Annotated in this window: 19 protein-coding genes, 1 pseudogene and 1 riboswitch; of the genes and pseudogenes, 5 read left to right on the forward strand and 15 right to left on the reverse strand. The window is 69.2% G+C overall.

Annotated features, from left to right (window positions below; genetic code table 11):
• The coding region (locus ACLNEE_RS08720; protein WP_412006998.1) for a UPF0182 family protein at positions 1-1526 on the forward strand (1526 nt) is incomplete at its 5' end.
• A gap of 115 nt (positions 1527-1641) precedes the next feature.
• On the opposite strand, the gene fba is transcribed toward ACLNEE_RS08720, so the two are convergent.
• The 15 genes and pseudogenes from fba to ACLNEE_RS08795 all read right to left on the reverse strand — a co-directional run bounded on the left by fba (position 1642) and on the right by ACLNEE_RS08795 (position 15440).
• Positions 1642-2715 carry a class II fructose-bisphosphate aldolase gene (gene fba, locus ACLNEE_RS08725; protein WP_411421420.1) on the reverse strand — a complete coding sequence of 358 codons (1074 nt, stop codon included), beginning with the start codon at positions 2713-2715 and terminating at the stop codon, positions 1642-1644.
• 290 nt (positions 2716-3005) lie between these two features.
• A riboswitch (Glutamine riboswitch) is annotated at positions 3006-3086 on the reverse strand.
• Positions 3087-3204: 118 nt separating this feature from the next.
• Entirely contained in the window at positions 3205-4287 is a 1083-nt protein-coding gene (locus ACLNEE_RS08730; protein WP_411421421.1) for a Gfo/Idh/MocA family protein, read from the reverse strand.
• Between the two features lie 17 nt (positions 4288-4304).
• Positions 4305-4712, reverse strand: coding sequence for a hypothetical protein (locus ACLNEE_RS08735; RefSeq protein ID WP_412006999.1), 408 nt, complete (start codon positions 4710-4712; stop codon positions 4305-4307).
• Between the two features lie 35 nt (positions 4713-4747).
• Positions 4748-5596: pseudogene (gene accD, locus ACLNEE_RS08740) on the reverse strand (acetyl-CoA carboxylase, carboxyltransferase subunit beta); the annotation flags it as partial.
• A 97-nt stretch (positions 5597-5693) separates the two neighbouring features.
• Entirely contained in the window at positions 5694-6548 is an 855-nt protein-coding gene (locus ACLNEE_RS08745; RefSeq protein ID WP_411421423.1) for a prepilin peptidase, read from the reverse strand.
• Positions 6549-6624: 76 nt separating this feature from the next.
• Positions 6625-6804 (reverse strand): hypothetical protein, encoded by a 180-nt coding sequence (locus ACLNEE_RS08750; protein WP_411421424.1) that lies wholly within the window; start codon positions 6802-6804, stop codon positions 6625-6627.
• Positions 6805-7009: 205 nt separating this feature from the next.
• Positions 7010-7912 (reverse strand): phosphoribulokinase, encoded by a 903-nt coding sequence (locus ACLNEE_RS08755; RefSeq protein ID WP_411421425.1) that lies wholly within the window; start codon positions 7910-7912, stop codon positions 7010-7012.
• Positions 7913-7985: 73 nt separating this feature from the next.
• Positions 7986-9071 (reverse strand): 3-isopropylmalate dehydrogenase, encoded by a 1086-nt coding sequence (gene leuB, locus ACLNEE_RS08760; protein WP_411421426.1) that lies wholly within the window; start codon positions 9069-9071, stop codon positions 7986-7988.
• Positions 9072-9151: 80 nt separating this feature from the next.
• The gene (gene lpxD, locus ACLNEE_RS08765) at positions 9152-10231 is read right to left on the reverse strand and encodes a UDP-3-O-(3-hydroxymyristoyl)glucosamine N-acyltransferase (protein WP_411421492.1); all 1080 of its coding nucleotides are present in this window, start codon (positions 10229-10231) and stop codon (positions 9152-9154) included.
• Positions 10232-10279: 48 nt separating this feature from the next.
• Positions 10280-11395 (reverse strand): glutamate 5-kinase, encoded by a 1116-nt coding sequence (gene proB / locus ACLNEE_RS08770; RefSeq protein ID WP_411421427.1) that lies wholly within the window; start codon positions 11393-11395, stop codon positions 10280-10282.
• A gap of 16 nt (positions 11396-11411) precedes the next feature.
• Positions 11412-11927 carry a YqeG family HAD IIIA-type phosphatase gene (locus ACLNEE_RS08775; protein WP_411421428.1) on the reverse strand — a complete coding sequence of 172 codons (516 nt, stop codon included), beginning with the start codon at positions 11925-11927 and terminating at the stop codon, positions 11412-11414.
• The gene (locus tag ACLNEE_RS08780) at positions 11924-12463 is read right to left on the reverse strand and encodes a DUF3727 domain-containing protein (RefSeq protein WP_411421429.1); all 540 of its coding nucleotides are present in this window, start codon (positions 12461-12463) and stop codon (positions 11924-11926) included. Before ACLNEE_RS08780 ends, ACLNEE_RS08775 begins: the two co-directional genes overlap by 4 nt.
• 40 nt (positions 12464-12503) lie before the next feature.
• Positions 12504-12998, reverse strand: a complete 495-nt coding sequence (gene ruvX, locus ACLNEE_RS08785) for a Holliday junction resolvase RuvX (RefSeq protein WP_411421430.1) — start codon at positions 12996-12998, stop codon at positions 12504-12506.
• Between the two features lie 22 nt (positions 12999-13020).
• The gene (locus tag ACLNEE_RS08790; RefSeq protein ID WP_412007000.1) at positions 13021-14130 is read right to left on the reverse strand and encodes a hypothetical protein; all 1110 of its coding nucleotides are present in this window, start codon (positions 14128-14130) and stop codon (positions 13021-13023) included.
• A 125-nt stretch (positions 14131-14255) separates the two neighbouring features.
• Positions 14256-15440 carry a hypothetical protein gene (locus tag ACLNEE_RS08795; RefSeq protein WP_412007001.1) on the reverse strand — a complete coding sequence of 395 codons (1185 nt, stop codon included), beginning with the start codon at positions 15438-15440 and terminating at the stop codon, positions 14256-14258.
• 79 nt (positions 15441-15519) lie between these two features.
• On the opposite strand from ACLNEE_RS08795, the gene ACLNEE_RS08800 reads away from it, so the two are divergent.
• From ACLNEE_RS08800 to ACLNEE_RS08815, 4 genes are all read left to right on the forward strand, one after another.
• Positions 15520-16920: a PhoH family protein gene (locus ACLNEE_RS08800; RefSeq protein WP_411421433.1), complete on the forward strand. Its 1401-nt coding sequence runs from the start codon at positions 15520-15522 to the stop codon at positions 16918-16920.
• 549 nt (positions 16921-17469) lie between these two features.
• Complete coding sequence (locus ACLNEE_RS08805) at positions 17470-18015, forward strand: hypothetical protein (protein WP_411421434.1); 546 nt, start codon at positions 17470-17472, stop codon at positions 18013-18015.
• Positions 18012-18206: a hypothetical protein gene (locus ACLNEE_RS08810; protein ID WP_411421435.1), complete on the forward strand. Its 195-nt coding sequence runs from the start codon at positions 18012-18014 to the stop codon at positions 18204-18206. Before ACLNEE_RS08805 ends, ACLNEE_RS08810 begins: the two co-directional genes overlap by 4 nt.
• A gap of 314 nt (positions 18207-18520) precedes the next feature.
• Complete coding sequence (locus ACLNEE_RS08815; RefSeq protein WP_411421436.1) at positions 18521-20797, forward strand: FdhF/YdeP family oxidoreductase; 2277 nt, start codon at positions 18521-18523, stop codon at positions 20795-20797.
• Positions 20798-20905: the final 108 nt, after the last annotated feature.

Raw genomic sequence — 20905 nt, forward strand, 5'->3', positions numbered from 1 at the left:
GGGTGTACTACCGCTTCTCCGAGCCCGCGGTGGACCGCTATCCGCTGCAGCCCAGGTCCGGCCTGGGACGCCAGCAGGTGATCATGGCCGCCCGGGAGCTGGATCAGGCGGCCCTGCCTCGCCAGGCCCGCACCTGGCTCAACCGCCATCTGGTGTTCACCCACGGCAACGGCTTCACCCTCTCGCCGGTGAACACCAGCGGACCGGCGGGCTTGCCCGACTTCTTCATCTCCGACCTGGGTCCCTCGACCCGCATCGAAGGCAACCAGGCTCTCGGGATCAGCCGGGAGGAGGTGAAGGCCGTGGTCCCGATCGAGGATCCCTTCCTCTACTTCGGCTCCCTGCCCTCCCCCTATGCCCTCGCTCCGACTGCGGTGGAGGAGTTCAACTATCCCCAGGGAGACGACAATTTCTACATCCACTACAGCGGTGGGGCCGGGGTGCCGATGGGCCGCTTCTGGCAGCGGGTGGCGGCCGCGATCTACCTCGGGGAGCCCAAGCTGCTGGTGCGGGGGGAGCTCAATGCCGCGACCCGTCTTCTCCTCCACCGGGAGGTGCGGGACCGGGTTCGAACCCTGGCTCCCTTCGTGCGCTGGGAGGCCGAGCCCTACCTGGTGTCGGTCCGGATCGAGGACTCCCCCCCGCTCCGCTCCGAGCATCACCAGTACTGGATCGTCGACGGCTTCACCACCAGTCCTTACTACCCCTACAGCGCGCCGGTGCCAGGGGAGCCCAGCATCCGCTACGTGCGCAATGCGGTGAAGGTGGTGGTGGATGCCTTCACCGGCCAGATGGTGCTCTATGTGGCCGAACCGGAGGATCCGCTGATCCGCAGCTGGCAGCGGCTGTTCCCCGAGCTGTTCCGGCCCCTGGAGGCCATGCCGGCGGCCATCCGGGCCCACATCATGTACCCACGCTGGCAGTTTCAGCTCCAGACGACCCAGCTGCTTCGCTACCACGTCACCGACCCGCGCATCTTCTACAGCGGTGACGATGTCTGGCAGGTTCCCAAGGAGCTCTACGGGGAGGAGCAGGTCCCGGTGGAGCCGTATCACATCAGTGCCCAGCTCCCGGGGCAGACCGAGCCCGAGTTCCTGCTGCTGCAGCCCCTGACGCCGCTGTCCCGCCCGAACCTGGTGGGGTGGCTGGCGGCCCGCAGCGACGCCCCCCACTACGGCGAACTGACCCTGCTGCGGTTCCCCAGCCAGCTGCCGATCTATGGGCCGGAGCAAGTGCAGGCGCTGATCAACCAGAACCCGCGGATCAGTCAGCAGTTCGGACTGTGGAACCGCGCCGGATCGGAGGTGATCCAGGGCAATCTGCTGGTGGTGCCGATCGGCGATGCGCTGCTCTATGTCGAGCCGGTGTATCTGCGGGCCCGGGCGGGTGGCTTGCCCACCCTGACCCGGGTGGTGGTGAGTGACAGCTCCCGCATCGCCATGGAGGCGACCCTCGATGAGGCGATCGAGGCCCTGCTGGATCCGGGCCGCTCCAGCGAGGCCTCGCCGATCGTTCCACCGGTCTGACCGCCATCACGACCTGCGGGAACCAGTCAGGCCATCGGGACGCATCAAAAAAGGGCCCCGCAGGACCCTTGGAGGCATGCCGGACCCAGGCTGGATCCGTGGCGGATCAATCGCCTCAGGCGGCGACGGCCACCTTGGGATCGAGTTCGCCCTTGGCGTACAGACCGGCGTAGTAGTTGATGTCGCGCTGCTTGATCTTGCTGGCGTTGCCGGCGCACCAGAACTGCTGGTAGCGATCCAGGCACACCTGCTTCATGTAGGCCCGGGCGGGCTTGTTGAAGTGGCGGGGATCGAAGTTGGCGGGATCCTTGGCGGCGGCTTCACGGATGGCAGCGGTGAAGGCGAGGCGGTTGTCGGTGTCGATGTTCACCTTGCGAACGCCGTTGCGGATGCCTTCCTGGATCTCCTCCACGGGCACGCCGTAGGTCTCGGGGATGGCACCGCCGTACTGGTTGATCATGTCCAGCCACTCCTGGGGCACCGAGGAGGAGCCGTGCATCACCAGGTGGGTGTTGGGGATGGCCTTGTGGATCTCGGCGATGCGGCTGATCGCCAGCACTTCACCGGTGGGCTTGCGGGTGAACTTGTAGGCGCCGTGGCTGGTGCCGATGGCGATCGCCAGGGCGTCGACTTTGGTCTTGGCGACGAAGTCGGCGGCTTCGGCGGGGTCGGTGAGCAGTTGGCTGTGGTCGAGCTTCCCTTCGAAACCATGGCCGTCCTCCGCCTCACCCATGCCGGTCTCGAGGGAGCCCAGGCAGCCCAGCTCGCCCTCCACGCTCACGCCGATGGCGTGGGCCACGTCCACCACTTCCTTGGTGACGGCCACGTTGTACTCGTAGCTGGCGGGGGTCTTGGCGTCGGCCATCAGCGAGCCGTCCATCATCACCGAGGTGAAGCCGTTGGCGGCGGCGCCGTAGCAGGTGGCGGGGCTGTTGCCGTGGTCCTGGTGCATCACCACCGGGATGTCCGGATAGGTTTCCACGGCGGCCAGGATCAGGTGACGCAGGAAGCTCTCACCGGCGTACTGGCGGGCGCCGCGGGAGGCCTGCAGGATGACCGGACTGTCGGTCTCGTAGGCCGCCTCCATGATCGACTGCACCTGCTCGAGGTTGTTCACGTTGAAGGCAGGGATGCCGTAGCCGTTTTCAGCGGCATGGTCGAGCAGCAGCCGAAGCGGAACGAGCGCCATGGGAAACCTCGCAGTCGGAAGTGGGAACTGCGGGGGAGTCTAGGTGATGCCTCACGGGTCTCAGTCGCCGTCGCCGCGGCGGCAGGCGACAGAAAACCCCCGGCCGTCATCGGCGGCCGGGGGAGGCAGGGGACGAAGGATCAGTCGATCAGCCGCTGCTTGCGCAGGGACTGGAGCGTGAATCCGTGCTGCTTGGCGGCGCGGCGGGCCTCTTCGGCCTGGCGGGCCAGCTGTCTGGCTGTGGTGATGGACATGGACGTGCCTCCGGTGAGAGCGGGCTCGGGTTGGATGGCGCGTTGCTTCGGGTGAACGGGACTTCCCGGTGGATCCCTACTTCCGCCAGAGGGGCCATGGGGCCCCCGGTCAACGTGGTTGAACTGTAGCGGTTGCTACCGATTTGCGGAGGTGTTGGCCGGTGGCGCCCGGGCGAGTCCGGATGCGGATTGCCGCCCTGGCAGGCCGCCGCCTCAGCCCTTGCGAGCCGCCGCCTCAGTCCTGGCGGGCCCGGTCACAGCAGCGCTGGCTCACCACCCCTTCCGCCAGGCCGGGCACCATCGGACGTCTCTCCCGCACGGCATCGCTCCACCAGCCATGGAGCCGGGCCACCGGGGCGATCCGGCCGTCCTCCCAGGTTCGCCGGAAGGCCAGGTCCGGGTCGGGTTCCAGGCGGCGCAGGGGCTCGCCGCCCCGGGCCAGCCAGAGGTTGAAGCCGTGCACGTAGTCGGCCTGGTTGTCCGACCCCAGCACCGCGGTGGCCTCCCGTCCATAGAGCTCCAGCCAGCAACCCCGCCCCTGGCGGGTCACCGACGCCAGGCTCAGCTGGGCCGGCACCATCCGCCCGTCCGCGCCCTGCAGCTCCAGCTGCACCAGGGCGATGTCCTCGGCGTCAACCGTGCCCATCCGCCCCTCCCCATCCGGCAGGGGTCGTTCGGCAATCGCCGTGCTCAGCTGAGCCCGCAGGTTCCGGGTGGGTCCCACCAGCCAGTGGAGCAGGTCAAAGGCGTGGGTGCCGAGGGCGCCGAGAACCCCTCCCCCCGCGGTGGCCTGGGAATACCAGCTCCAGGGGCGGGTGGCATCGGCCCGGCTGCCCATCAGCCAGTCGAGCTTGACCAGCACCAGCTCGCCGAGGACACCGCTGCGCAGCAGGTCCGCCAGCTGCTGGAACAACGGCACGGCCCGGTACTCGAAATCCACGGCCACGGTCAGCCGCTGGGCGAGCGCCAGCCGCTGCAGCTCCTCGGCCTCGGTGGCCGAGAGGGCCACCGGCTTTTCGAGCATGAGGTGCTTGCCGGCGAGCAGGGCCTGCCTGGCCAGCTCGAAGCGGGGCTCCGGCGGGGTGGCGATCACCACCGCTTCCACCGCGGGGTCGGCCAGGAGCGCGCCGAAGTCCGTCTGCCCGGGCAGCCCGGCCGCCCGGCAGGCGGACTCCAGCCGATCGGCACGGGGATGCCAGAGGGCGACGGGCTCGGTGGTGGCACAGGCCTGCAGGGCCGGCAGATGCACCTTCTCACCGAAGCCGAGGCCGGCGATCGCCACCCCGAGGGGCCGGGCGGCGGCGGCGGGGAGGGTCATGGTTCAGGAGCGTCGCTTCAGGCAGCCTGGAACAGCGAGGCCCCTGCCGCGCAGCTGGCGTCGATCACCGCGCTGATCAGGTCATCACCGCTGGCGGGCTGCCATTCGGCACCGAAGCGGGGCACACCGTTGACCGAGGTGTCGCGGTACAGCTTCTGGCCGCAGTCGATTTCCATCACGTAGAGATCCCCGAGGCGGGGCCGGTCGGCCTCGCTGGCCGGCTGGAACCGGCTCAGCACCGAGAGATTGCCGGCGCGGCTCAGCCGCAGGCTGCCGGCGTCCCACCACTGCCGCCCGTCGGCGTTGGCCGGCACCTCCCGCCAATCCACCGAGGCGGCCAGGGCACGCGGCGTGGCCATCCCGGCCAGGGGCAGGTGCACCAGGAGGCACAGCAGCAGGGCAAGACCGGAGCGGAGCACCGTCATGCCGCTCCTTCCATCCCGACGGCCTCGCGACAGCCATGCAGCCGCAGCAGGTTGGCCAGGGTGGCGCGGAAATCGGGCCGGGTGACGATCGCGTCCACGAAGCCGTGGTCCTGCAGGTACTCGGCGGTCTGAAAGCCCTCCGGCAGCTTCTCGCGCAGGGTCTGCTCGATCACCCGCCGGCCGGCAAAACCGATCAGGGCCTTGGGTTCGGCCAGGATGAGGTCCCCCAGCATGGCGAAGCTGGCGGTGACCCCCCCTGTGGTGGGGTGGGTGAGCAGGGGGATGTAGAGCAGCTCGGCGTCGCGGTGGCGCTGCAGCGCACCGGAGATCTTGGCCATCTGCATCAGGCTCAGCATGCCCTCCTGCATGCGGGCACCGCCGGAGGCGCAGACGATCAGCAGCGGCAGGCGCCGCTGGGTGGCCGCTTCGATCAGACGGGTCAGCTTCTCGCCGACCACCGATCCCATCGAGCCGCCCATGAAGCGGAAGTCCATCACCCCGAGGGCCAGGGGCATCCCACTGGTGCGGCAGAGACCGGTGATCACCGCATCGTTGAGCCCCGTGCTCTGCTGGCTGTCCCGGATCCTGTCGGCGTAGCTGCGCCGATCCTTGAACTCGAGCGGATCGGTGGGAGCCAGGTCACTGTCCAGGGGCTCGAAACTGCCGGGATCGGCGATCAGACGGATGCGCTCCTCGCTGTCGATCCGGTGGTGGTGGCCGCAGCCCTTGCAGACACTGGCATTGGCGATCAGATCCTTGCGGTAGACCACGAGGCCGCAATCAGGGCATTTGCTCCACAGACCATCCCCTTCCTCCACCTCCTGGGCGGCGCGCACCACCGGCGGCACCTTGCGGCGATCAGCGAACCAATCGAACAGCGACATCAGCGGGTCGGCAGGGGATGCACGGGCATTCCGACCATTTAAGGCGGCAGACGTTTGCGGCTCCTGTTGGGCTCCGAGCGATCCGTAGGGGGTGGGCTCAGAAGGCCAGGCCGAGCTGGTGGAGCCAGAAGTCGTGGCCCAGCAGCCACACCGCAGCGCCGCCGGCGGTGAGGAAGGGGCCGAAGGGCAGGGGCTGCAGGGGGCCAAGCCGTCCGCTGAGTCGACCGACGATGCCCACGGCCGCCCCCCCGAGCACCGCCAGGGCCACGGTCAGGCCAAGCCCCGTCAGACCGAGCCAAGCCCCCAGCAGGGCTGCGAGCTTGGCATCCCCGAGGCCGAGAGCCGGTCGGCCGGCCAGCTTTTCGGCGATGGCACTGACGCTCTCGAAGCCCAGCAGGCCCACCCCAGCGGCGGCGAGATGGTGGAACAGGAGGTCTCTGCCGACCCCTTCACCCTGGGCGAAACCGATCAGCGCGGTGCAGCCCAGGCCCAGCAGCAGGCCGTTGCGGCAGAGGGGCTCAGGCAGCCAGAGGCGGTCCAGGTCGATCAGGGTGAGCGGGATCAACCAGCTCAGCAGCAACCAGCCGGCGGCCACCAGGGTCCAGGGCAGCGGATCGGGGCCCATGGCACTGGGGGTGGCGAGCAGGGCCGCCACCCAGAGCCCCGCGGTGAGCAGCTCCACCAGGGGATAGCGCCAGCTGATCGCCGCCCCGCAGTGGCGGCAGCGCCCCCGCAGCAGCAGCCAGCCCAGCACGGGAATGTTGTCGTGCCAGCGCAGGCGGGTGCCGCAGTGGGGGCAATGGCTGGGCGGGCGCACGAGGGATTCCTCGCGGGGCAGGCGCCACGCCACGACGTTGAGGAGGCTGCCGATGCAGGCACCCAGGAGGCAGGCCAGCCAGAGCCAGAAGGGGGATGGCCTCGGGACCATCAGCAACAGCGGATCGGGCGCCATGGCGTCAGGAGGGAAGTGGCGTCAGCGGTGAAGGGGCGTCAACGGAACGGGTCCGGCGGATTCAGAACGGACGTATTCAGAACGGACGTGTCCAGCGGACCCGGCTGCCGCCTCCCCGCGGGTTGCGGCCGCGGATCAGGTCGATCGGAATGAACTGCTCCTCCGGCAGGAGCACCGGCTGTTCGAAGACCACCCGGCCCCGATCGCCCTGAAGGACCACCCCGCAGGGTTCCGCTCCTCCGGGACAACGCTCCATGTAGTGGAACATCGCGCGACGGGCCAGCTGGAGGACCAGCTGGCTGTTGATCCGGTCCAGACGAAGGTTGGGAGCAGCCGAAGCGGCTGCTCCCGTGATCAGGAAAGAAGGGCAGGATGGGCTGGGTGTGGCGTTGGAAATGGCCTCACCGCCTCCGACTTCATCGGCCCAGACTAAACGCAGAGAGCGGGTTCGCGCCCCTCCGTCATCCCAGTTTCCGCTTGTCTTCGATCATGCGATGGATGATCGGGGTCAGGATCAGCTCCATGGCGAAGCCCATCTTGCCGCCGTTCACCACGATCGAGGTGGGGCTTGACATGAAGGAGTCATGAATCATGTCGAGCAGGTAGGTGAAGTCGATGCCCCACTTCTCCCGTGCACCCTTGCGGAAGTGGATGATCACGAAGCTCTCATCCGGCGTGGGGATGTTCCGGATCATGAAGGGGTTCGAGGTGTCCACGGTCGGCACCCGCTGGAAGTTGATGTCCGTGCGGCTGAACTGCGGGCAGATGTGGTTGATGTAATCCGGCATGCGCCGGAGGATGGTGTCCACGGTGGCTTCGGCGGAATAGCCCCGTTCGGCATTGTCGCGGGAGATCTTCTGGATCCACTCCAGGTTGGTGATCGGCACCACGCCCACCAGCAGGTCGGCCAGGGAGGCCACGTCGTAGCCCTCGCCGACCACGCCGCCGTGCAGCCCTTCGTAGAACAGCAGATCGGTGGCGCCGGGGATTGGTTCCCAGGGGGTGAACTGACCGGGCTCGAGGCTGGTGCCCAGCCGGCTGTTGTGCTCGGCGGCTTCCTCGACCGAATGGAGGTAGTACCGCTTCTGGCCGCCACCGGTCTCGCCGTAGGTGTGGAACAGCTCCTGAAGCTTGTCGAAGAGGTTGGCCTCGGGGCCGAAGTGGGAGAAGTTCTCGCCTTTGGCCACCGCCGCGGCCATGGCTTCCTTCATCGGGCCCCGCTCGTAGCGGTGGTAGCTGTCGCCCTCCACCACGGCCGGCGTAATGCCCTCCCGCGTGAAGATGTACTCGAAGGCCCGTTTGACCGTGCTGGTCCCGGCGCCTGAGGAACCGGTGACGGCCACGACCGGATGACGCTTCGACATGCGCAGGGATCAGGGAAACTCCGGCGAGTTTGGCAGGTCGCCGGACCCCCTCCAGCTGCTCCGGCGGGGTGGCTCAGCCGTCCAGCGCCGCCAGCAGTTGCTCCCCCATCGCCTGGCAGCCCAGCTGGGTGCAGCCGTCGCCCATCAGGTCGCCGGTGCGGTAGCCGGTCGTCAGCACCCTGTCGACGGCGGCCTCGAGGTCGGCGGCGGCGGCGTCCTGCTGCAGGCCGACCCGCAGCATCATCGCGGCACTGAGCACCATCGCCATCGGATTGGCCTTGTCCTGGCCGGCGATGTCGGGGGCCGAGCCGTGGATCGGCTCGAACAATCCCGGCCCCGTGCTGCCCAGGGAGGCGGAGGGCAGCATGCCGATCGAGCCGCTCAGCATGGCGGCCTCGTCGCTCAGGATGTCACCGAACAGGTTGCTGGTGAGCAGCACGTCGAACTGGCGGGGATCCCGCACCAGTTGCATGGCGGCGTTGTCCACGTACATGTGGCTCAGGGCCACATCGGCGTAGCTGTCGCCGTGCAGGCTCTCCACCCGGTCACGCCACAGCTGGCTCACATCCAGCACGTTGGCCTTGTCGACGCTGCAGAGACGGCCGCGGCGCTGGCGGGCCAGATCGAAGCCCACCCTGGCGATCCGGTCGATCTCGAAGTCGCTGTAGGCCATGGTGTTGAAGGCCCGGATCTGGCCATCCGCCTCGACCCGGCCCTTGGGGGTCCCGAAGTACACCCCGCCGGTGAGCTCCCGCACCACCATCAGATCGACCCCCTCGATCACCTCAGGGCGCAGGGTGCTGGCCCCGATCAGGGCGGGGATGATCTTCACCGGACGGAGGTTGGCGAAGAGGCCCAGGCCGGCCCGCAGGGCAAGCAGCCCCGACTCCGGTCTCCGCTCCCGGGGAAGGCTGTCGAAGCGGGGGGAGCCGATGGCCGCCAGCAGCACCGCATCGGCGGCCCTGCAGGCGGCCAGGGTGGTGTCCGGCAGGGGCATCCCGGTGGCGTCGATGGCGGCGCCGCCCATCGGCTGCTCGTCGTAAGCCAGCGCAAAGCCGTGGCGCCGGCTCACCGCATCCAGCAGCTGGCGTGCCACGGCCATGATCTCCGGACCGATGCCGTCGCCGGCGAGGAGGGTGATCCGGTGGCTGGAGGTCATGGTGGCGGGGGTGGCGCTGCCGAAGGCAGCCCCTCAGGAGAGTGGCGCGAGGTTAGGTCGCAGCCCTGCGCCGGCCCCGATCAGCCTGGCGGCTGATCGCCCGGACGCCTGTCGAGCTGGCGCAGCTGCCGGGCCATCTCCGGCAGCCTGCTGAAGGCCGCGGAGCAGCGCAGCCAGAGGCGGTTGGGGATGGCGGGATACCCGCTCACCACCTCGCCGGGGGCCACTTCGCCGTGGATGCCGGACTTGGAGGAGGCGATCGAGCGATCGCCCATCACGGCCCGGTTGGCCAGGCCCACCTGGCCCGCCAGGATCACCCCATCCCCCAGCCGGGCGCCGCCGGCGATGCCCACCTGGGCGGCCAGGGCGCAGCCCCGACCGATGGTCACGCCATGGCCGATGTGCACCAGGTTGTCGATCTTGGTGCCGGCGCCGATCCGGGTCTCCCCGACGGCCGGGCGGTCGATGGTGCTGCCGCAGCCGACCTCCACCGCCTCCTCCAGCCGCACCCTGCCGGTCTGGGGCATCTTCCGCCAGCCCCCGGCCGTGGGCACGAAGCCGAACCCCTCACTGCCGATCACGGCGTTGGAGTGCACCACACAGCCCTTGCCCAGACGGGTGCCGGGGTGGAGCACCGCTCCGGCATGCAGGGTGCAGCCTTCCTCGAGATGCACGTCTTCGTAGAGCACCACGCCCGGATGGAGGGTGCAGCCCGGTCCAATCGTCACCTCGGCTCCCACCACCACGCGGGCGCCGATGTGGCTGCCCATTCCCACCACGGCGGAGGGATCGACCACGGCGCTGGGATGCACCCCCGCCGCCAGGGGCCGGGGGGGGTAGAGGGATTCCAGGGCCTCGGCAAAGGCCAGGCGGGGATCCTTCAGGGCCACCCAGGCCATGCCCCGGGCACGGGCCTGGTGTTGCAGCTGCTCGGCCCCCTCGCCATGGGCGGGCAGCAGCACGGCGCTGGCACCGCTGGCGGCCAGGGCCGCCCCGAGGGCATGGCCGGACTCCAGGAAACTCAGCTCGCCGGGGCCCGCCTGATCGAGGGCTGCGGCACCCCGCAGGGGGGTGGCGTCGCCCAGATCGTGGGCCACGCCCTCGGGTCCACCTGCGGCCCGGACTTCGCTCAGCAGGCTGAGCAGGTCGCTGAAGCGCATGGCCACGGGAACAGGCTGGCCGGGATCGTAGGGCGGTCGCTGCGGGGCTCAGTGGCCCGCCAGGGAGTCGTCGGAGGCCTCAGGGGTCAGGGTGAGGGCCATCTGGTCGCGGTGCACCACCTCCACTCCGGCCTGACCCATCAACTGCCGCAGCTCCGCGCTGCCGAGGGTGGCCAGGCCGCGGCCGAGTTCCCGGCCGTCACTGGCGAGCAGCCGCACGGCTTCGCGGGGGCCGAAGTCCCCATCCACCGCCTGGACCCCCACCGCCAGCAGCGAGGCCCCATGCCGCACCAGAGCGCGTTCAGCGCCGGGATCGAGCCGCACGCTGCCGCGGGGCAGCAGGGCGTGGGCCAGCCAGCGCTTGCGGTCGGGCAGGGGAGTCGTGGAGGGCTGGAAGACCGTGCCGACCCGCTCCCCGGCGAGCAGGGCATCCAGCACCGCGGGATCACGCCCATCGGCGAGGCGCACCCGGATGCCGCTGGAGGTGGCGATCCGTGCGGCCGCCAGCTTGGTGGTCATGCCACCGGTGCCCCACTGGCCCCCGCCCCTGGCCACGTGGCTGAGGCGCTCCAGCTCCTGCAGATCGCGCACCTCCTCGATCGGTTCGGCGCCCGCGTCGCGTCTCGGATCTCCCGAGTAGAGGCGATCCACGTCGGTGAGCAGGATCAGCTCATCGGCGCCGACGGCGACGGCCACCAGGGCCGAGAGGGTGTCGTTGTCGCCGAAGCGGAGTTCGTCGGTGGCCAGGGTGTCGTTCTCGTTGACGACCGGCACCACGCCCCAGGCCAGCAGCTGCTCCAGGGTGCGGCAGGCGTTCTGATAGCGGCGCCTGGAGGCGAGGTCGCCCCGGGTGACCAGCACCTGGGCCACCTTCAGGCCCCGCACGGCAAAGGCGTCCTGGTACAGCGCCATCAGCCGGCCCTGGCCCACGGCAGCGGCGGCCTGCAGCGCTTCCACCTCGGTGGGGCGCCCGCCCATCTCAAGGGCGGCACAGCCGAGTCCCACGGCTCCGCTGGTCACCAGGGCGATGGCCTCCCCCCGCCGGTGCGCGCGGTTGAGGCTGGCCGCCAGATCCGCGATCACCGCCGTGGTGGGCCGCGCGGCGGTGCCGCGCAAGAGGCTCGTGCCCACCTTCACGACGCGACGCATGGCGAGCCTGGTCATCGGGACAGGAGGTCCATCAGCCCAGGCCCGCCCCCAGCCAGTGGGCCATGCGCAGCTCGAGCTTCTGGAGCCGGTCGCGCTGGCAGGGGCGCCCCTCGGGGTCGATCGGCTTCACCAGCACGGTGAACAGGCCGAGGCGGTTGCCGGCGATCACGTCGGTGAACAGCCGATCGCCGATCAGCGCCACCTGATGGTGGGGCAGATCGAACTGGCTCAGCACCCGCCGCAGGGCGCTGCGCCGGGGCTTGCCGGCCGACGTGGTGAAGGGCAGGTCGAGCGCCTGGGCCACGGCGCCGATCCGCTGCCTCGAGGGGTTGTTGCTGAGCAGGTGGATCGGCAGCTGCTGGCGGGCCGCGTGCAGCCATCGTCCGGCGCTCTGGGGCAGGGTCGAGCCCCCGCCGCGGGGCAGCAGGGTGCGGTCCACATCGAGCACGAGGGCCCGGATGTCCTGATCGAGCAGGTCCTGCAGCGGCAGTTCCGCCAGTGTCCGATCCAGCAACCAGTTCGGACGCAGCAGCTGACGCAGGCTCACGCCAGGCCCTCCCGCTCCTCCAGCTCGGCCTCGATCCGGGGCTGCACCCGATCGAACTCCTCCCCTTCGACCAGCACGGCGGCCTTGCCGTCCATCCGGGCCACGACGAAGAAGGGATCGAGGGGAATGTAGAGCCCGTACTCCTGGTTGTCGGCCAGGAAGCTCACCAGCAATTCATAGGTCTCGGAGTCGTCATCCGCCTCATCCCCCTCCAGTTCGTCGGGATCCGGTTCGTCGAGCTCTCCGCTCACCGTGAGGGTGACGGCCGAGCGCACCAGGGTGAGGTCGTGCTCCTGGAGCACCACATCGGCGACGGAGAGGATCGGTTCGGTCGCATCGACCGTGTCGATCAGCTCCGGCTCGCCGTCGTCCTCGAGCCGGAACAGGCACACGGGGGTGTCGATCGGGGTCAGCAGCACGTAGTCGTGGCCGTCGAGGGGGATCAGCTGCTCGAGGAAACACAGCAGCTGGCGCCCCCGCTGATCACGGACGAGCACGGTCGGCACATCGTTGGGCGTCTCGCCGGAGGCAGTCATGCAAGAACCTGTGGAGCTCGAAAACGGTTGAGCTGTCCCCTCAGGATGGAGCAACGGAGTGCGTCGCGCCGCGATCGATGGTCGCCGGCACTACCGGCAGGCTCGGTTCCGGCCCCTCGAGCAGCCATTGTTCGAGCAGCAGCGCCGCGGCGGCGCTGTCCAGGGCACCGCTGCGGTCGCCATGGAGGCGATGCCGTTCCCCGGCAGCCCAGCTGCTGGCATGTTCGTTCACCCAGGCCAGGGGCAGGCCGGTCGCCTGGGCCAGACGTTCGCCGTAGCGGCGGCAGTGGCGTTCCTGGGCCGTGGGCTGGCCGCGGCTGTCCAGGGGAAGACCCACCACGAGGGCCTCGACCCGCCGTTCGCGGATCAGCTGCTCCAGTGCGGGCAGATCCGCCGGAAACCGCCCGCGCGCCAGGGCCGGCAGGGGACGCACCGTCAGGCCGAGGGGGTCGCAGCCGGCCAGGCCGATCCGCCGCCGGCCGACGTCGAGGGCCAGAACGGACCGGGGCTGGGGCCTGGGGCTGCGGATGGCCATGGCGAGGGCCCGGTGCCCGGGGCTAGCGGGGGACGACGGGCGTGGGCATGGGTCTGCGGCGGGGTTGCCACTGCTCCAGCATCGCCTCGAGCCGGCGGGCCGCCACCTGGGCGGGTGCCTGCAGTTCGTGCCGCCGCCAGACGCTGCGCGCCATCAGCACCCGCTCGCCGCACTCCTCGGCTCCGCTGCGGCGCAGCCACTGCTGACAGGCCTCATGGTTCACATCACAGCGGAGCCACAGGGGGGCGTTGCCGCCGAGGGCCTGCTGGGCGTGGCGGAGCAGCAGGCCTGTCGGAGCGCCGATCAGATGCTGCCAGCCGGGATGGATGGTGAGCTCCATGTCGTGGCCCCCACCGGCATGGTCACTGATCCAGCGCACGGCGGCCACCGCCTGGTTCCGGGCCGGGTCCACCAGCAGCCAGCCGCGGCGATGGCTCTGGTCGAGCAGATCCTCCACGCGCCGATCCAGCAGCTGGCGGAGCTGGGCGGGACAGGCCGCCTGCTCCAGGTGCCAGAGGGCGGGGGCGGTGCGCCGGTTCAGACTGCGCAGCTGCAGTCCGGCGGGTTCGCTGCCGTTGCCGGTCCCGGCAGGCCAGCGCCACAGCCTGTCGGTCCGCAGGGGCTGGAAACCCTGCTCGCGCAGCACCGCCAGCCGATCGCCGTCGAGGCTGGAGGCCGTGGCGATCCAGCTGCTGGCCCCTCGTCCGCGCTGGATCGCCTCGCGCAGCAGGGTGCCGGCCAGGTCGCGGCGGTGGTCCGCGGCCGAGAGGCGGAGGTGCTGCACCTGCCAGCAGCTGCTGCTGCGGTTGAGTCGGCGGGTGACGATCAGTCCCTGGGGCTCCTGGCCCGCGAAGGCCACCAGGACCTGGGGGGCGAGGGAGCGGCCCTGGCGAAGCCACTGCAGCACCTGCTCGGGCAGGTTGAGCAGGACGGCCCGCTGCAGCAGGGGCTGCAGCGGCACGAAGGCCGGATGGCCGAGCAGGGGCAGATGCCAGCCCGCGAGGGGCTCGAGCCGCCAGGAGGGTGGGGTGCTTGGGTCGCAGGGCGAGCCCGGTGGCTGTTCACCCCGCCGGGAGGCCCCTGTCCCCGTCGGGGGGAGGCTCAGGGAAGGGGAGGGGGGCTGCACCGACATCCCGCAAATTGCCTCAGGGTTGGCCTGGAAGGTCGCAGGCGGCTGGCGCAGGGTGGCCCGAGCCTTCTCCGCTGCTTGACCCACTCTATCGGCGCGTCACCACGGCTGCTCGGGCTCTCGCCTGTTCAGGCCGGGCGCACGACCACGAGCGGGGTTCGCTCGTTGGCATTCCCGGCGGGGTTGGGCCGCAGCGCCCGCTGCAGCAGCGCCTCGTCGCAGCCCCGGCTGGCCGCCAGCACCTTGACCCGTCCGAGGTCGTTGACATCCACCACGGCCACAGCGATGCCGAGGGCCTCCGCCATCCGTGCGCAGAAGTCCTCCGGCTGATCCGGGCCGAGCACGATGGTCTGGTCGTAGGGCGGGGTTGTGCCGGTCACGTCGTCGATCAGCCGGGCCTGGTCCCCGGCCAGGCGGTAGAACCAGCCCTTGAAGCCGATCAGCTTCAGGGCGGTCCCGATCAGCCAGGCCCCGAGCACCCGGGCCGGGCCCACCAGGTCGATCAGGGACTGCATGCCACAGGCGGTCGCCAGGGAGCTGGTGGGGTGGAAGACCCGGCAGAGGAGGCGGGCCAGGCCGGAGGGGGTCACCGTTTCGGGATGGTGGTACCGGCCCTGCATCACCGCCAGGGGCGTCTCGCCGATGGTGAGCACATCCCCCGGTTGCACCAGGCCACCGGCGTAGTGGCGCAGCACCGTCTCGGGATCGTCGAGGGTGCCGAGGAGATGGGTGCGCACCGGCAGTACCTGGCAGCGATCGCCGGCCCGCCAGGGCGCGCTCGCCCCCTCCAGCGGAGTCGGCCGCCGCAGGGGGATCAGGATGCCGTCACGGCGCCAGATCCGCCCGAACGGCCCGTAGTTCACCCAGCGCACCTCGAGCCAGAGGGTGTCCAGCAGGGCCTGGAGGTCGGTGCCCGGCTCGGCGCTGGCCTCCAGGCTCAGCCGTGCCCGGGTCGACTTGCGGCTCTTCACGATGTAGGCGGCCCAGTAGCCGTCCGGGCGGGTCTCCTCGTCCGGGTGGAGCGCCTCCACGTGGGTGCGCAGTCGAACGCCGCCGAGATCCCCGCGGCCGAGCAGGGTGGGATGGAGATCGAGTTCCGGGACGAACACCTCCATGCGCCGGTGGGGGTTGCGGATCGTGACGTCCCCGCTCACCCGGATCCAGTCCGGATGGCCCTCCACCGTGAAGGAACCGGCCGAGAGGCGCAGGGGCGAGGCGGGTCGCAGGCGATGGCGCAGTTCCAGCCACACCAGGGTGATCGCGAGCAGCAGTGCGGCCGCCACAACGACCTTCAGGAGAACGACCAGCAGCAAGGACGACGGTGCGCGAACCGCCGGAGCGTAAGTGGCCCCAGCGCCCTAGGGTCCGCCCAGCTGGCTGAGTCGCCGCAGCATGCGCAAGACCTTTGTGCTCGACACCAACGTGCTGCTGCACGATCCGGCAGCCATCACCCGGTTCGAGGACAACCACATCGTGATCCCGATCGAGGTGGTCGAGGAGATCGATCGCTTCAAGCGGGACCCGGCCGAGAAGGGGCGCAACGCCCGCCAGGTCTCCCGGCTGCTGGATGATCTGCGGGCCAAGGGAAACCTGGCCGACGGGGTGCTGAACGGCGACGAAGGCGGCACCCTCAAGGTGGTGTTCTGCCGTGCCGAGACGCTGCGGGAGCTGCCCCCCGAGCTCAAGGCCGGCAACGGCGACAACAACATCCTGGCGGTGGCCCTCGAGCAGCAGCGGCTCGAAGCGGTGATGGGTGGCCAGCCTCCCGTGGTGCTCGTCACCAAGGACACCAATCTGCGCATCAAGGCCGATGCGGTGGGTCTGATCGCCCAGGACTACACCACCGACAAGGTGGCGATCGGTGATCTCTACCCAGGGGTCTGCGAAGTCTGGGCTGACGCCGCCGAGATGGACGCGGTGAAGTCCGCCCCGGGGCTGGCGGTGGAAGGGCTCGACCTGCCCGAGCTGTTGCAGGCCAATGAGGGGGTCATGCTGCGGGATCGGACCCAGCCGGCCCACACCCTGCTGACGCGCTACACGGCAGCCAGCGGAACCCTGCAGCCGCTGCAGCGGGCACCGAAGGCCAAGCTGGGTCGCATCCACCCCCGTAACCGTGAGCAGACCTTCGCCCTCGACCTGCTGCTGGACCCCGAGATCCAGCTGGTCACCCTGGTGGGCAAGGCCGGCACGGGCAAGACCCTGCTCGCCCTGGCGGCGGGTCTGCATCAGGTGGCCGATGAGCGGCTCTACGAGCGGCTGCTGGTGACGCGCCCGGTGATCTCCCTGGGCAAGGAGCTCGGCTTCCTGCCCGGGGACATCGAGGAGAAGATGGGGCCCTGGATGCAGCCCATCATCGACAACCTCGACTTCCTCCTGGGTGGGGGGGACGAACCATCCCGGGGCAGCGGCGGCTCGAGCGGTTCGGCCGGTCGTGCCGGCTCCCACCGCACCCAGCGCAGCAACTGGTCGGATCTCAAGGGCATGGGGCTGCTGGAAGTGGAGGCGATCAGCTACATCCGCGGCCGCTCGATCCCCCGCCAGTACATGGTGGTGGACGAGGCCCAGAACCTCACCCCCCATGAGGTGAAGACGATCGTGACCCGGGTGGGCGAGGGCACCAAGATCGTGCTTACCGGGGACCCTTACCAGATCGATAACCCCTACGTGGATGCCGACAGCAACGGCCTCACCTGGCTGGTGGAGCGCTTCAAGGGCCAGGCGCTGGCCGGCCATGTGACCTTGATGCGTGGAGAGCGCTCGCCCCTGGCCGAGCTGGCCGCCAACCTGCTCTGACCCTGATCAGCGGGCCCGGTGAATCGCAGCGGCTGGGCGCCTGCGCCGGCGGACCTCCCGGCATCTCCGAGCTGGTGATCATCAGGACCACGCTTTCTGGCAAACCTGGCAGGGGCTGACAACCAGACCCCGGCCTTGCGGCATGGGTGGATGACCTCAGCGTGCATCAAAGCGGCGTGATCTTCATCAGAGAAAGCCAGGCAATCGTTCCTGTCCGAACGATCCCACTTCAGGGATTCTTGGTGCCAACTCCATTGAGCATTGGGAGCGAGGCTGATCAGAATCCTCCGTCATGGTCTGCCTCCCCCGCTGAGCACAGCCGAGACAGGCTGCGCAAGGGCGATCGAATGCAGTTTTGAATGCAGTTTTTCTTCAATCGTCAGAAGTGTGTCCAAAGCGACCAAAAGAGCAGGCTGTGTGACTGGAAGATCAACCTGTGAGAACGGGAGCCATGGGTTGCCAGGGACACAGGGCACGGCAGGACGTGGTGTCTCCGCCGCCGCCTGCAGAGTGTGGTGGCCATTCATGTTCGCCGTCTATGCATGAGCGATGAAAGACATAGCCTCGGCTTTGATTGCCAGCCTGATCCCGCTTCTGATCACCACATTCTTTGCCTGGTTGGGCAATCGGAACTACCAGGCTAAGCGCAGCAGTATGATCGAAAGTGCGAGACAGCGCATCGAGTTTGTCAATGTCTATGTAAGTTCTCAATGCCAGGTTGTCAGCAGCCAGGATGAATTGGAGGGCATCAGGAAAGCGGCGGCTCAGGAGCTCCGTGACATCAAGAAAGTGCTGGATTGCAGGCTGCAATCCCTGCAGCAGGCGGCTGAAAAGTCCGAGAACTATCTTTTCAGATTCTTGCTGCTGTATAGAATGCATTCCGGAATGGCGCGGTTCTTCCGCTATTGCTTTTTTGCAACGCTCTTCTTGGCCACATGCATCTCTTATGTTTTTGCAGTGGAATTTTTCAAGCCTTCGGCGATACTCGAAACAGGTTTCGGCTTGAGCGTGATTCTGACGGTGATGGTGAGTGCTCCAGGAGTTCTCCTTGCCTTTGTTTTTCGCTGGCTCGCCAAGAGATTTGACAGGAGATGAGCCTTGATTTGCCGATTCTTCAGGCGCTATCGATCATGATCGCCGCTGGTTTGGCTGGCTTGCGCAGCGATGCCAGTCTGGCATTCGGCTACGGTTTCCCAGTCGCCTATTTTGGAATCTGCTTGCTCACCGGCTTCCTCCTGCTGTTCTCTTTAGGAGGGCGGCTTGTGCACTGCGGACACAGGGAATAACATGGTTCGTGACTTCATTTCGCTCTCCGACTCCAGCTCGCATCATTCCCTCGCAGCGCCCCCGTCCTGGTGTTCATGGAAGGACTGATAGCTGCCAGTAGTTGCCAGTTGTTCTCCTCGCCTTTTCTCCTTCAAGGCTGAGCCATAAACTGTTCATGGCCGCTGGTCGTGATCCAGTTCAGGCGTGCGTCGTTCCGGTAGGCCCTAGGGGCTTACGCATTTCGAGCGAGCTGTCCCCGGAACCGGGCCAACCCCAGGCATCTCTCTGTAGCGCTGGCCCTCCTTAACTGGATGCCATCCCGGCAGCTCCTGCTATGGCGACAGCCGATCCCGATCCGTCGCCGACCGCCGCCCAGCCCGCCGCCCCTGAGGACACCGCTAGCGGTGGCGGCTGGCCCCTGATCGACGGCTGGGCCCGCGCCACCCTCTCCCCCACCGGCCTCCGGCTCTGGCAGACCCTCACCCACAGGAGCGCCTGCCTGTCGTGCGCCTGGGGCACCGGCGGCCAGAACGGCGGCTTCCGCGATGAGCTGGGGGAGCCCCTGCAGCGCTGCCTCAAGAGTGTGGAGGCGATCGGCGCCGAGCTGCAGCCGGCCGTGCCCCGCGAGGTGTTCGCCGGCCGCACGCTCGCCGAGCTGCAGCAGCTCAGTTCCGCCGAATGCGATCGGCTGGGCCGGCTCGATCGGCCCCTGATCCATCGTGCCGGCAGCGATCACTACGAGCCGATCGGCTGGGAGGAGGTGCAGGCCCTCACCGCCGAGGCCTTCCGCCGGCCGCCGCCCGAGCGGGTGGCCTCCTACAGCTCCGGCCGCTCCTCCAACGAGGCCGCCTACCTGCTGCAGCTGCTGCTGCGGGCCCTGGGTTCCAACAACCTGGCCGACTGCTCCGATCTCTGCCACGCCCCCTCCACCCTCGGCCTCACCCGCGTGTTCGGCAGCGGCACCTCGATGGTGAACCTCGAGAGCCTCCAGCACGCCGATGGCGTGGTGCTGGTGGGCTCCAACGCGCCGGCCAACCACCCGCGCCTGATGAACGAGCTGATCCGCCTGCGCGAGCGCGGCGGGACGGTGATCGTGATCAACCCGGTGCTGGAAGGTGGGCTGCTGAAGTTCGGTTCGCCCGCCTTCCCGATCCGCTCCATGCTCGGCGGCGGCAGCGCGATCGCCTCGCTGTTCCTGCAGCCGGTTCCCGGCTCCGACACTGCGGTGTTCCTGGGCCTCCAGAAGGCCCTGCTGGAGCGGGGTGCCATCGCCTGGGAGTTCGTGAAGGCCCACAGCGAGGGCTGGCAGGAGCTGATCGCCCAGATCGAAGCCACCTCCTGGGAGGCGATCACCGCCTGCTGCGGCCTCAGCCGCGAGGAGCTCGAGCACACCGCCGCCCGCCTTGCCGCCTGCCGCGCCTTGGTGTTCGCCTGGGCGATGGGCATCACCCACCACGCCAACGGCACCACCAACGTGCAGGCGATCGCCAACACCGCCGTGCTCAGCGGCAACGTGGCCCGCCCGGGGGCGGGCACGATGCCGATCAGGGGCCACTCCAACGTGCAGGGCTTCGGCTCGATGGGGGTGACGGTGCACCTGCGCGAGCCGATGCGGCTGGCCCTCGAGCAGCTGCTCGGCCGGCCGCTCAGCCGCACCCCCGGCTACGACACCCGCGCCCTGATCGAAGCGGCCGAGGGCGGTGAGGTGGACACGCTGCTCTGCCTGGGCGGCAACCTGTTCGGCGCCAATCCCCACAGCGCCCAGGCCCGCCGTGCCCTCGGCCGCATCGACACGATCGCCTACCTGGCCACCAAGCCCAACACCGGTCACGTCCATGGCCTCGCCGCTCGCCAGACCCTGCTGCTGCCGGTGTTCAACCGCTTCGAAACACCCCACCGCACCACGGTGGAATCGGGCAACAACTGGGTGCGGCTCAACGAACCCGGCACCACCCACCTGCGCAGCGCTCAGCTGATCAGCGAGGTGGAGTTTCTGGCGGAGCTGGCCCACCGCCTGCATGGCAGCGATCCGATCGACTGGCGCCGCCTGCAGGATCCCGTCTATGTGCGCGAACTGATCGCCCGCACCGTGCCCGGCTATGGGGCCATCGCCGGCATCGATGCCAGCCGGCGCGAGTTCGAGGTGGCCGGCCGGGTGTTCCACGAACCGCGCTTCCCCACCCCCAGTGGCCGCGCCCGGCTCGCCGTCACGCCCCTGCCCGATCTCACCCTGCCGGGCCCGGAGCACTTCGGCGGCCTGGCGGCCGGCGAGCGGGGCCTGGTGCTCAGCCTGATCACCGCCCGCAGCTACGGCCAGCACAACACCGTGGTGTACAAGCAGGGCGATCAGGTCCGCGGCATGCTGCACCGCCGCACCCTGCTGATCAATCCCGAGGATCTGACCGCCAGCGGGCTGCGGGCCCACGAGTGTGTCACGGTGCAGGGTGAGGCGGGAGCTCTGGCGGACATCGAGCTGATCCCCGGCTCGATCCGCCGCGGCGCGGCGCTGATGTTCTATCCCGAGGCCAACGTGCTGATGCGGCCGCTCAAGGATCCCGACAGTGGCACGCCCGCCTTCAAGCGGGTGCCGGTGCTGCTGCGGGCGGGGTGATGCTCTGGGGGCAACCCCCGGCTGCTGCTGCCCCTGCCGGCGGCGCAGATCAAGCCGTTGGCGCTGCTGCTCAATCTGGTGGTCGCGGCCCAGGGCCGCTGGCAGTTC

Source organism: Aphanothece stagnina RSMan2012, from assembly GCF_046764815.1.
In the GTDB taxonomy this organism is placed as follows: Bacteria; Cyanobacteriota; Cyanobacteriia; order PCC-6307; family Cyanobiaceae; genus NIES-981.